The sequence below is a fragment of the Paenibacillus sp. FSL R5-0887 genome, assembly GCF_038002305.1.
Lineage (GTDB): Bacteria > Bacillota > Bacilli > Paenibacillales > Paenibacillaceae > Paenibacillus_AQ > Paenibacillus_AQ odorifer.
This window is the reverse complement of sequence record NZ_JBBOCE010000001.1, coordinates 1,052,677-1,065,972: the sequence shown is the minus strand read 5'-3', so window position 1 is coordinate 1,065,972 and position 13,296 is coordinate 1,052,677. Positions and strand designations below refer to the sequence as shown.

Here is a 13,296-nt window from a genome sequence, read left to right as displayed (position 1 = left end):
CTATTTCTCAGTTACAACTGCTCTATCAATCTTGATGTTATAAGCTTGACTAGCCAGCTCGATCCGTTCGCCTTGGAATTCATCGTACAGCGTGATCCGGTAGGTTCCTCCTGACAAATTCTTATACATATTATTGCTAAAGCTTGCTGTATACGAGTTGTTGGTCCCTTCAAGAATATCGGTGCCAATGTTCAAGCTTCGTTCCTGAGATAGACCATATGGATCCGTCATTTTGAGGACCAGCTTATGCGTGAAGGTTCCCATATCATAGCTGCTGTCACGAAGAAGATTGTAATTCATAACTATATTTATAGAGTCACTGCCTTGTAGTGAGCGCCCTTCCGAACTTAGAACGGACATGGTATACGGATAAATAGCCACCTTCGTCAAGTTCTTCTCTGGTGGTGTGATGACCGGATTTAATGACAGTGAAGCCATATTAATAAATCCAGTGGATTCCTGACCGGGTTCCGTCAGCTTATTTCCAGTAATCCCTGGCCCAAGGAACAGGCTTACATCAGAAGCATTAACAGCCTTGGGAACCTTAGCCCAAAAGGTGATTAATTGCTTACCGCCTGGAGTAGCAGACGTATCCGGCTGATTGGCTGTAGCTTCGAATAGCTGACCATCTCCCGTTTTGTAATAAGCTTGGAGACGAGCCATTTTGCTTTGTCTTTTCTCTTCACTGCTCAGAAGCAGCTCTGTGTATACGAGATTGGAGTTAAGTCCTTCATAAATAATGGTTTTGTTCTCTTGCACTTTAGCGTTCTTGCCTTTACCAGAGATAACATAACTTCCTCCAGTTTCAATAGAGGCTACAGCGTTCATCATGCTGTTCGTAGTAACTGACAGGAACGAGCTTTTCTCTTCTTTTACCATAGAATAAAGATTTAATTTTAATTTATCGAACTCTTGTGTATAAGGAATTTTGGCAAACACATAGATTTCAGCGTTTTTACCGGGCCCAATCGTTGAAGTTTCCTTATCCATAAACAATTCCGTTGAAGATGTCATGTCCTCATTGTCTACCTGAACAGCTCCCTTTAATTCCGGCAGTGACAAGGCAACCGATTGGGTATTCGTAATATTTAATCTGGCAACAACGATATCATCGTCTTTCCATGGAAAACGCTGCAAGGAAACTAAACTATAAGTAAACGTCCCATATTCATTTGTTGCTCTATATTCCATACCTTTTTGTATCTCAGGACGCAAGGTATAGGAGATCGTAAAGTAAGCAACCGGAACCGTTAGTTTAGCTGTGTTGCTCGTAGCGACATTGGTTCCACCAGTGCTTCCAGTTGCTGCACCTTCTCCAGTAGTTCCCGTTTCACTATTATCTGGAGCAGAAACAGCCTCAATCATCTGCAATTGCAGTGAATTCTGTTCTACCTCAAGGGGTACCTGTGCGGTAAGCGGGATGATTTTTTCCTCCAGAGGCTTTATGGTTAATCCGCTCAAGCCCTTAGAATTGATCGGAAAGGTTGTCCCAGTTGAGGATTTGACGGCAAGCTCATAAGAAGGTAACGTAACGGCTGACTTCCCTGTATTCTTCACTCGCAGCTGAAAAGTCCAGAATCCCTTGTTGTTCTCTGCGTATACGGTTGCGTTATTTAATTGGGTTTCAACCGTATTGTTATTGATGGTAATTTTCTTGATTACACCTTTGCCAACTACCAGATTTGGTGTAGTAGCCGCAGGCAGCTTGTACGAGGATTTGGCAATCTCCAGCTTCAGCGCCTCATCCTTTTGGGTGAATTGCAGTTTCATATTCTCCGTCTTCATATACGAAGGAATTTCTGTAAGATAATAAATGGTTTTTTTCTCTTGGGGCTGAATTTTATAACTAAGCTGAGAACGGTCAAGGGCTAATTCATACGAGCTTCCCCCTGCCGAGACCAAATATGCTGCGTAACCAGGATCACTTAATACTTTGCTGCCTTTATTGGTCAAGCTTATGCCCACCTTGGCATAAACCTTTCCGCTGTATTTGTAGAGCTCCAAGGATTCACTTTTAGCAATAACCGGAATGTCATTCATTGTAGTGCTTACATTTTTTCCGTTTACAGCGGTTGGCGAATAGTTGGCGGGTATATTAAAAGTTCCTACTTGCTTGAGATACCCCTTGGTTTTGGAATCCCAAACGTACATTGGAATCTTGATACCTTTTAACGAATTTACCTGGCCAACATTAACATAATATGTAACGCGCAAGCTTTCGTTAGAACCCACTTTTTTCTTAGTAGCGTCCGCACTTAGTGGATTCCCTGGAATAACAGAGCCGCCAGAGGTCATAACTCTCGAAAAATAATACAGTAGGCTAGCACTTTTGCTGCTGCCATTCGAATAGTTAATTGTATAAGTTAAAATATTACCTCCAGGCTGTGACCAAATATTCACATCTTCCAGTGTAGCTTTGATATTAGCTCCTAAAGAAACGGAACCCAGATTACTAGGAGCTGTTACAGTTGCAGCAGCTACCGCCGATTTTGGCTGAACAGAACTAACTGCTGCAGCCGAAGCGGGATGCCCTGTCAACTGGCTTATGACAAAGGTGCTTAAGAGTAAAACAACATATGTACTGCTATGCTTTCTCATTGACTTCCCTCCACGAGTATTTTACTAGAATTATTATAGTGGTTAGCACAGATCCAATTGTATCCATGTTGTAACTCTTACAGGTCTTTTGTAACCTATTTGTTCCAATTTGCATATATTCTGAAAATGATTCTATAATTTCAGTTGATTTTTCAAAGCTGCAATATCAGAAGCGGCAGGCTCGTCTTCTCCGTATCTAACTTTTTCATATATTTCAATCAATTGATCTGCTGCTAAAGAATCATCATCACCCTTACGTTTATGCTTGCTACGATCTCCCCATAGCAAAACATCCCTTTTTGTTTCCTGCGGCGTAAGATAACTTTTCATTTCATAACCGTTATCGCGCTTTATATTAAGCCACCGCCGATAAAGCCAACGGACACGTTCCTGCTCGCCATTCATCTGATCCCAGCGATCCTTACGATGTTTTGAAGGAAGACGAGAGCTCCAGAAATCCTTTAACCCTCGAACGGTTTGTTCCCAAGTAAAGACGCTTTTCTCCTCGTCAAGATATGCTGTATTATTCTTAGGGGTATGTTCCCTACGTAACATCGATAACAATGCATCTATGACTTTCCGCCACTTTTCTCCAGCATTTCTGTACAACCAGCGAAGTGCATAATAGGCTGTAAACCCCAATAATACCGCCGCCAAAATATAAAACCCGTATTCTAGTATAATAGCTAGCCAGCCACGCTTTTGCTCGCCAACAGGTGGTAACATCGGAGTTGCTGGCGGCAATTCTGCTGGCGGTGGCTCTGGTTCTTTTGTGCCAGAAAATAACTGATTAATAAAATTGAAAAATGAGCGTAAGAGTCTCCATACCAATGATCCTATAGCTTTACCGACACCTGCCGCTAGTACAGCTGCAATAACTCCAATCACAATGACATATATACGATTATTCCGTTGTATCCCTTTGGGAAGCGTTTCATTCTCTTCAGTAAGTGCGCTGTATCGTATATAGCTGCTATTAGAAATAAGTAAAGTCAGTATTAAATACAGACTGCCACACCAGGTCAATAACGGCACACTTGGCTCCAATTCAGGAACTCTATGAAACGCTATAGTTGCCACAAAATAGATTATTATACCTATCCAAAACATTCTGAATCTATTATTTCTAGAGTCTACCGTCATCCCTAAGAATGTACATATAATTCCAGCCACACCTAAGGGAAGGCTTTCGATGGATAAACTCCCTGAAGCCACACCTAATAATGCCCCGAGGATTAAGGCGGCAAGTAATTGCTTCCATCTTACATTGCAAAAATTGCGCAAAAGAATGCCTGCTAAAGCTAGTATAGGCAGCGCAATCAACCATATTTGTTCATCTTGTTGGGGCAACAAATAAATCTGAAATAGAACCCAAACCGGTAGAAATAGCAACAATTCAATAATAGACCACAACCAGAGTTTCACTGTTTCCCTTACATAGCCAGACAACGTAAGCTTCATGCGCTCTCTCTCCCTTGTTCCGGAATATCCAGCCATTCCACACCATTGCCTTGCTGCATTAGGAGATCCGTCGCCTTTTGCAATTCTGCTCCCCTATGGCAGCTTATGATTAGAAAGTCTGTGTCACTAATTCCACTCTCAACCTGCAATTCCAATAGTCGACTCATAGGAAGTGTTCTATCCAGCTTCAGCCTTGCCAGGAGCTCTAACATATCTTCGAGCTGAGCCATCGGCTCTGCTTCAATTGGATCTCTTTCGCCAGCATCGTCCAATCTGCCATTACAGATTAATCCGGTCTCAATTCCATGCTGCATTGCGTATTCAGCTATAGTCGCTGCATATCTTATTCCTTGCTCGATTCGTTCCACATCAGTCACCGTTCTCCACATGGAATCACTGTCCTCTATATTCAGACAGATGACGAGCCGGGAATCAGCCGTGTAATCTTTTTTATGAACCTGCATAACACCAGTACGTGCTGTAGCCTTCCAGTTTACCAATCCCATAGAATCTCCTGAGCTATATTCACGAATGCCAGCAGTCAGAAAAGGGTCTTCAACGATCCATCTTTTCACAGGAAGCTCACCCAGCCAGCTATGAATGGGCAATGGAAGCTCGTCTAGATTCAGCAGAACGGGATAGATCAACAACTCTAACTCGAGTGGATATGTTTTGTTTTTTCGAGTCAAACCAAATGGATCTCCCGTTGTCATAGTCACGGATTCTAAACGATATAAACCACGACGCTCACATGTCACTTGATGCCGTCTTTTAATATGACGATAAGATTTTAAATAGAATAAACTAATATGATTCTGAGAGATTTCTCCTGTACTAATCCCAAGATTATCCTGACTTCCAAATTCCAGACCTCTCGCAATACTAGACTCCAATCGGAGCCACGGCAAAGGAAGAAGCTTCGCATTAATGATCTCCTCGATCATCTCAATACGTTCTCCTTCATAAGCAGTCTTACTTGAAAAATAACGAGAATAACTAAGCGCTTTCAGACCATTCCGTTTATAAATGTCAGCAAGAAGTAACACCAACGCCACTGTAATGAAAATGAACCAAGGCAAAGCCATAGGTCATTCCACCTTTCCGCCTCTTAAGGACGTCACGGGTTCAGCAGGCACCTCAACTTCACGAAGCACTTGCAATACAATATCCGCGGCTTGTCCCTCTCTTGAGCCTAATCCCCGATGAAGCAGCAGACGATGTGCAAGCACGGAAACAGCCACGGCTTTGATATCATCCGGTGTTACATAGGATCTGCCTTGAATAAGTGCATATCCCTGAGCTGATCTAAGCAACGCGCCACTGGCACGTGGACTCGCACCCAGTTTTACTGCCGTAGATTTGCGTGTAGCTTCCGTTATCCGTACGATATAACCTAATAAATCATCACTGATACTTACCGATGCGGCTAAACGCTGTGCGGCTTGAATATCTTGTGCCGTTGCTACAGGAAAAGACTCTTCGAGCGGATTATTCTCACGAAAACGCTGCAAAATATGTATCCCTTCATCAAAGGTAGGATAACCCGTAGTAATCCGCATCAAAAATCGATCTAATTGAGCCTCAGGCAGTGGGAAGGTCCCTTGGTTGTCTATCGGATTCTGAGTAGCAATGACAAGAAACGGTGCTTCTAATCCGTGCGTTACCCCATCGATAGTAATTTGCCGTTCCTCCATACACTCCAGTAGGCTGGATTGGGTTCTAGGTGTTGCACGATTAATTTCGTCAGCCAGCAGTATATTAGCAAATACCGGACCTGGTCTGAACTGAAACTCTCCCGTCTTCTGATTGTAATAGTTGATCCCGCTTAAATCGGAAGGCAATAAATCCGGCGTAAATTGTATGCGCTTAAATGAACAATCCAATGATTTGGCAAGAACCTTTGCCAGCAAGGTTTTACCCGTACCAGGTACATCTTCCAGCAAGACATGTCCATTCGCAAGTAATGCGGTCAGCAGCAGGTCTACTCCCTCCTCTTTTCCTACAATGACTTTGGCAAGATTGGCCCTAATAGATTTGATAAGTTCAGTTACTTCTTGAAGATTCATGTGAATACACCATCCAATCTGAGGATAATTATGTAATAAGTGCTTTAATCATAACAGAAAGCGTACCCGATTTATAATTCACAAAAAAAGCACTGTCCATAATTAGACAGCACCCGTCTTCCATTCGATTTTCATTTCGCAGTCTTATGCCGATATCGAAAAAAGGCTACAATCCCATAATAGATGGGTATGCTTTCAACGATTAGCCAAATGATCACAATGGCAAAGCTTTTGTAGTGTTCGTAATATCTGCCGACGTCGCGTGAATATAAGTATGCTATTGTCACTGAAGCCAGTGTTAAAAGGGGAACGTAAAATTTTTTACTATTAGTATTAAACAAACTTGCTACACATTTTGAAGCTACATAGATAAGGAAAGCGCTGTGAATAAACATCGAAGACGACCATATTCCAATCAAAAGCGGGTCAGTATTACCTAATAAATTATCTTCTTTTGAACTACGCACCATCTCAAGAAAAGGATATTGGAGTTGCTGGCCTAAATGTGGACCAAAACTCATCATTGTCAATAACCATCCTATTAAGACCGTAATTGAAACATAGAACTGCGCAAATACTAATCTTTTCATCATTTTCGCTTCAATTTTTAAATCAGGTGCAATGAACAAAAGCACAATCCATTCTCCAAACCATGACATGACCACAATAGAATCTTTCAGGGCGATTCCAGGATCATGATAATGAAAGAAAGCAGGTACCATATTAAAGTCCGCGTTTGGAAGGAATAAATTAAATAATATGATCACGGTAATAAAGAAAATAATAAATAATCCATCGGCCATATATGTAATTGTTGCAAATCCTAGACTTGCCGTGTACATGATTACGAGACCAACGACACACTGGATAAATAGAGGTGGAGTTCCTCTTAAATAATTCGAGCCGAAAAATAGTACGAAATTCTCTATATCGAAAGAAACATAATAAACACACCAGCATAGTAGGAGCAGAATCATAAATTTATGTGGCCATTTGCCAATGATCTCTTTTCCAAAGTGAACCCAAGCTTGATTAGGTCGCAGCTTACCAACATAGATTGTAAACCACAATAATATCAATCCTAATAAGGAGCCAACGATTAATGCAATCCAGCCTTGATAAGAGGAAGTAGCAATAATAGCTGGTATCAAAAAAATGGTGGTTTGTGAGCTAAAAAAAATGGTGATAAACCGGAACAGCTGCCACTTTGTTGTACGCATAACTTCTCCTTCCTCAGTTCTTTATTTTGCTGTCCCAAAATCCACAATCCGAAAGTCCGTCTTCACCTTAATATCTGCCTCATGAGCGTAGTAATTATCCCAACGTTCTCTTAATTGCTTCCAAAGTTTCGGATCATTCCATTCCAGCAACATGCCGAGCTGTAGAACATCCGCACCTGCTTGTTGGGATAAACGTATAGCTTTGGTCAGATTAGCAGTTACTTTATCGCTTAGTTTCTCTGTAATGATATTACTGATCTCCTCTAGATTTCTTTTCTTAGGATCCCTTAAATAAATCACACTAGCTTTTCCCTTTAATTTCACTGTAAAAACTGGACCCTTATCCGTTATTTTTACTTTTTTCGAAGATTTGGTGCTAACAAATACAACACTTGCTGCACTTTCTCCACCATCCCAGGTAACAGAATAAACCGACAGCTTAAGCTTGCCTGCGGCCCATGCCAATGCCCTCCCCTCTTTAAGCTTTAGTATTCCCTTCATTTTCTCATTCTGAAACAACATAGCTCCTTGAATGCCTGCCCAATATTGTGGTTTACCTTCTTTTGTAGTTTCTTCTTTTTTGCCAAATGAAAGATTATTTATAGCAAATCCAACGCCCGATGCCTCAGCGAATATGCAGTCCTTAATTGTAGTCGAAAACATATATTTTTCTGTTCCAAAGCTCCTCAGTACATCAGAAGGCAATTGTTCATAGATAGGTGTTAATGTATTCATCTCTTTTGCACTGCCGGGACTAGCCATGACATAGGTTCCAAGGGGGAGACTTGGCTCTCTTCTAATCCATAATAAGAGTTCACCGATCCCTTGTTCTGCATAAGCTTTCCCTAAGACGATTATTTTCAATTGAGAAAGACTAAGTTGACGTGTCAGATCTTTCTGAACTAGTAACATGGCGTCTGCGATCGTATCTGCGGTCTTAGAAACTGTAGAATAACTATTCCCATCACCGCCACCACTTGAGGGCTGGCTTCCCGAGTTGAGACGATTAGGCAAAGGAGAATTAATCGTAATTTCAACGGTGCCTGCTTCTTTGCCTACATCTATAAATAAGCCGTACACAAAGGTTAATTCGTCCAGTTCCACCTTGGACGACCAACAGCCTGTTAAATTTAGGAGTAGAAGTATAACAACTCCTATCTTTAGAGTTCTCATTTTTGATTCTGTCTCCTTAGATTCCTGTTGCTATAAAGTTTGCTGCGTTTCTTCATATAGTTAGAGGGAAAGCGAGATAATGTGTCCTTCCAATCTTCTAACACCAAAGGGGCAACGGGTTGTAAATACGGTGAGCCTAACGGTCTAAGATTAGCTAAATGTCCGTAAATCAAAAAAGCTGTAATATATACCCCGAGCAATCCCATTGTTCCCCCCATAATCAATAAAGGGAAACGAAGTAAGCGAAAAGTCAGACCGAGCTCATAATGGGGAATAATGTAGGTGGCAATTCCGGTAATGGAAACAACAATAACCATTGGAGCGGATACAATTCCCGCTTGTACCGCAGCCTGACCGATGACTATACCCCCAATAATAGAAACGGTCTGGCCCACAGGCTTTGGTATTCGGGTTCCAGCTTCTCTAAGGGCTTCGAAGGTAAGCTCCATAATCAAAGCCTCAGTCAATGCTGAGAAAGGAATGTTCTCTCTGGCAGATGCTATCGTAATTAACAGGTTTGAGGGAATGATCTGAGGATGAAAGGTTGTAATCGCAACATAAAGCGATGGAAGAATCATCGATAGGATGGAGAACACAAATCGAACCATTCGAATCCAGCTTGCGGCATAGAAGCTTTGATAATAATCCTCAGAGGATTGTAGCATTGTAAAAAAAGAGGTAGGTGCAATCATTGCAGTGGGTGTGCCATCCTGTAATATTCCGATCCGGCCTTCCATTAAAGAAGCTGCCACCGAGTCGGGGCGTTCTGTATATTGAAATACCGGAAATGGTGTCAAGTTCCCCTTCCGTAATTGTTCCGATATATAACTAATGCCCAATATGCCATCAATATCTATTTCATTTAGTTGCTTTTCAATTTCAGCAAGAACTTCTTTTTTATAAAGTCCTTCAATATATACAACATACACATCAGTTTTTGTATATTTACCAATCGTATAATGAATAGTCTTTAGATCCGGATGTTTAATTTTGTGTCGGAGCAGGGACAGATTTGTTTCAATATCTTCAATAAATGCTTCTTGTGGTCCAATCACCACAAGTTCATTTTGTGATTCCGTAACCGATCTTTTCTGATATTGCGTGATCTCAAAATAATAAACATAAGGAAGCTCTTCAAAATAAAGCACTACTTTTCCAGCGACAATCAAATCCACAGCCTTGTTTATGTCAAACTCCTTAAGATACGGGATGGGAAAAACAGCTCCTCGATCCAGTCGTTCTAAAAAATCCGGCCATTTGTGCTCTGAATTTGCTTCATTTTTTAGCGGCAATGCAATATCTTTATGAAGACTCAGGGAATTTACAATGAATGGGATATAGATCAAGTCACAGGAATGCCCATGAAGGCGAATGTTTTGAAAAACTGCATCACTAGATCCTTCCAGTTGTTCTTTTATTGTTTCAATAATTCCAGACATCTGCAGACTACCTCCAAAATTGTGACTTGTTAATCTGGCTTAGTTTGCCAACGTGATGGAAGGTTTATACTTAAAACAAACCAAATAGGCACAAATCCGGTATAGTACCGGACTCATGCCCATCAAAATATCGAATAAAATGACCTATCTAATCCTACAGAGTCAATTAAATAAGGAGCTCAAACCCCTAGCTTTCAAATCACGGAAAAGTTGCACCAATATTAGTTCCGCTAGGTGTTCCAGTTCCGATTAGATCGCTACCCCCAGTTAATTTGAGGAAACTGCCCAGACTAAAAGAACCATCTGCATTTCGTACCACTGAAGGTGTAAGACTTACAAAATCAGCGGCACTGGCCACCAAACCCTTGGCATTGGTACTTGCATTACTTTTCCACCACACATTAGTACTTAGAATATCGGTTCCACTTGTTTTGTCACTCGATCCTCCAGCAAAAGACAAGTTGTTCGTAAATTGGTGAGTACCGGCATCAAAAGCAAAGTTACTCTGTCCGTTACTCCAAGAAGTATTATTTGTTAACTGAATGGAACCTGGATTACTATTGTAAGTGAATCCGTGTTTTTTATTTTGAAACGCTATGCTATTCAGCACAATGTGGTTTACTGCAATTTTTTCACCACCTAGTTTGAATCCATTCCCATCACTGTTTGCCGTTGAATTTCCATCTGAGGTCTGTCCGTTCTTATAGGAGATACTATTCTTGATCGTCACCACTCCGATGGGGCCTGTTTCTGATTTACTGTAAAGATCCCAGCCGTCATCTGTATTCCATGCAGCTATACATTTATCGAATACGTTACCAGGACCTATGGTCAGCTTAGCAGCAAAACCATCAGCGTCTTCCCCGTTATCCGGATCATAATTATCATGAGAATACACTCCAATGATCTGATTATAGCTCGGCCATTGACTCATGCTGGTCAGTGATGAAGCATAACGGCTGATTTGCAGTCCCGAATCCCGATTATGGTGGGTTTCAACATTCTCAATAATGTTATAGTTCCCGCCAATAAAGATCCCATTGTCTCCTGAGCCTCTTATCTCTAATCCTTTTACCTTCCAGTAGTTACCGTATATCTGCAAACCACGTTGAGCTGGGTCAAATGGCTGAGCGTAAAAATCCAATATAGGCTTCTCAGTCCCATATGCAGTGATGTTCTTTCGTAAGTTAGAGCTTCCGCTATTATCTTGTCCAACAATTATTGTTGAAGAATACGTGTAAACCCCTCCACGCATATAGATGGTTTCCCCGGGGGCTACCTTCGTAATCGCTGAGGCCAGTGTGGTTGGACTACCAATTGTTCCTGCGTTGCTGTCCAGACCATTTGGAGCTACATAAATAGAGCCTGCAACTGGTGTTGCTGTTGGTGTGACGGTTGGAGCTACTGTCGCAGTGGGGGTTGCGCTTGCTGTTGGAGTAGCCGTAGGAGCTACCGTTGGTGCAATTGTTGGAGCTATAGTAGGCGTTGGTGTCGGAGTGCCCGTGGTGATATCGGAGACATTGATATTGTCGAACTTCGCTGCTGTCTTATAAGCTACAAGTCCTATACCTCCTGCTGTCAAAATGTTATCGTGTGCATTTAGCTGTAAAACATCATTAACATACATTTTAAGCGAATCTCCACTAAGCTCTAGCCTAACTGTATAGGCAGTCCCTGTAGTTATAGGAAAATCAGTTTTACTAGCCAGTGTTGAACTTGAACCATTCACTTTTTTTCGTATTTCAAGCGTCCCACCATTACTGTTAGACAGAGATGCAGCATAATAGTTATTTCCGTCAACATAGCGCCCGCACACATAAGTTCGATTAGTCCCATTGAAATCATCAATCTTCACATCAGCTTGAACGCTGTAATCTGTCCACGTGTTGCTACCGGAGAACGAACGTCCTTCGTTTTGACTGGATTGGTAATACACATGATTGCCACCTTCTTCAACTACAGACCAAGTTCCTGTTGTACTCATCCAATTGTCGGCACTTCCATTCTCAAAATCATTACTGAAGATATTTGCTGCCTGAGCGGTAGGGTTACTCCATGCCAAATTACCTAGAACCAGCGAAGTTGTAAGCGCAACCATAATTCCGAATGAAAATCTTCCTTTTAGTTTCACGTGAACATCTTCCTCCTTGTTTTCTGATGTAAATAAAAAGCGAAGGCATTCCTCCAATCTTGTGTCATCTATAACTCCAGCCTAATCTCAACTATAATTAATATTTCGAAGTTGTACAGCTACTTTATGCCCATATTATTACATTTATTTAAATTAATATAAAAAACACCCTCGATCTTACTCGAGAGTGCCTTTATCTTTACCCTTAGCTTTGAATTAACGGTTTCAAAACCTTCAGTGAAGCCTGCAATTGCTCCGAACATTGTTCATACATTTTTTTAGCTTTTTCGTTATCTGTTGATAAACTGAACATCTCTAAATCAGCTTCACACTTTTTCAGCAAAGCATATAATTGAGGCTTATCCTGCGGCTGTGGGACTTTAAAGTTATCTGCATACAAATCGACAGTCAGCTCACCATAAGAATCAACTTGTCCAAGAAAAACATTCTCAACCGTAAAACCCATTTTCTCAAGGGCTCCATCCAGCCAGCTTCGCGTCAGGTTTAGGGTGTCTAATGGTTTGTCGAGCACTTTACCATCCATAATGACAACTTGCGACTCTTTCTCCGGGGCAACCTTTATACCCAATTGCTTAGGGGTTACCGGCTGATATTCACTCTTGAGTAAAACATTTATGGCTCCATCAGATTCCATAATCGCAAATTCCACTTCCGATATATTGAAAACGTCTTTTTTGCGTAATTCCTCCAGCAGTTCATCTGTGGTTAAACGTTCTTTTTTCATATGATCTTCGAGTATTTTTCCGTCCTTAATTAGTACGGTGGACTTGAAATCAATAAAGTCTCTTGCTTTTTTACTCTTCATCTGAAGGTATTCGATCCCTAAAGAACAAGCCACCCATACAATCAGTGCAATGAGCCCTAAATGCCATAACTTATCCGTATCCAAAGAAATGTAAGCGGCTAAGCTGCCGACGGTTATCCCCGTTATATACTCGAAGAACGAGAGCTGCGATACTTGTCTCTTTCCCAGTAATTTTGTTAAAAAGAAAAGTACAACCACAGCAAAGAGCGTTCGAACTACAACCTCTAACCACTCCGGCATTACAATTACCCTCCTTTTGAATCAAAACTTGTTTACTAACACTCATTATTTGTCAATAAAGGCGCATTCAATCCGGAATTTCACTACTTATTTATGGAAAATCATCTATTACTAGAAGTATGAATTTTTTTCCTGCATAACG

Annotated in this window: 9 protein-coding genes; all 9 read right to left on the bottom strand. The window is 41.3% G+C overall.

Features of this window, described 5'->3' with window-relative positions; genetic code table 11:
• Window positions 1-2,598, bottom strand: a complete 2,598-nt coding sequence (locus MKY14_RS04950) for a hypothetical protein (RefSeq protein WP_340975907.1) — start codon at window positions 2,596-2,598, stop codon at window positions 1-3.
• Window positions 2,599-2,730: 132 nt separating this feature from the next.
• Window positions 2,731-4,059 carry a hypothetical protein gene (locus tag MKY14_RS04945; protein WP_340975906.1) on the bottom strand — a complete coding sequence of 443 codons (1,329 nt, stop codon included), beginning with the start codon at window positions 4,057-4,059 and terminating at the stop codon, window positions 2,731-2,733.
• Window positions 4,056-5,144 (bottom strand): DUF58 domain-containing protein, encoded by a 1,089-nt coding sequence (locus MKY14_RS04940; protein ID WP_076129323.1) that lies wholly within the window; start codon window positions 5,142-5,144, stop codon window positions 4,056-4,058. The genes MKY14_RS04945 and MKY14_RS04940 overlap by 4 nt, the downstream gene beginning before the upstream one ends.
• Before the next feature lie 3 nt (window positions 5,145-5,147).
• Window positions 5,148-6,125 carry an AAA family ATPase gene (locus tag MKY14_RS04935; RefSeq protein WP_076217909.1) on the bottom strand — a complete coding sequence of 326 codons (978 nt, stop codon included), beginning with the start codon at window positions 6,123-6,125 and terminating at the stop codon, window positions 5,148-5,150.
• 131 nt (window positions 6,126-6,256) lie between these two features.
• Window positions 6,257-7,345, bottom strand: a complete 1,089-nt coding sequence (locus tag MKY14_RS04930) for a GerAB/ArcD/ProY family transporter (RefSeq protein WP_076185951.1) — start codon at window positions 7,343-7,345, stop codon at window positions 6,257-6,259.
• A 21-nt stretch (window positions 7,346-7,366) separates the two neighbouring features.
• The gene (locus tag MKY14_RS04925; RefSeq protein ID WP_340975905.1) at window positions 7,367-8,518 is read right to left on the bottom strand and encodes a Ger(x)C family spore germination protein; all 1,152 of its coding nucleotides are present in this window, start codon (window positions 8,516-8,518) and stop codon (window positions 7,367-7,369) included.
• Entirely contained in the window at window positions 8,515-9,957 is a 1,443-nt protein-coding gene (locus MKY14_RS04920) for a spore germination protein (protein WP_076185956.1), read from the bottom strand. Before MKY14_RS04920 ends, MKY14_RS04925 begins: the two co-directional genes overlap by 4 nt.
• 199 nt (window positions 9,958-10,156) lie before the next feature.
• Window positions 10,157-11,434 (bottom strand): right-handed parallel beta-helix repeat-containing protein, encoded by a 1,278-nt coding sequence (locus MKY14_RS04915; protein WP_340012735.1) that lies wholly within the window; start codon window positions 11,432-11,434, stop codon window positions 10,157-10,159.
• An 859-nt stretch (window positions 11,435-12,293) separates the two neighbouring features.
• Window positions 12,294-13,154 (bottom strand): DUF421 domain-containing protein, encoded by an 861-nt coding sequence (locus tag MKY14_RS04910; RefSeq protein ID WP_076129318.1) that lies wholly within the window; start codon window positions 13,152-13,154, stop codon window positions 12,294-12,296.
• Between the last annotated feature and the right edge of the window lie 142 nt (window positions 13,155-13,296).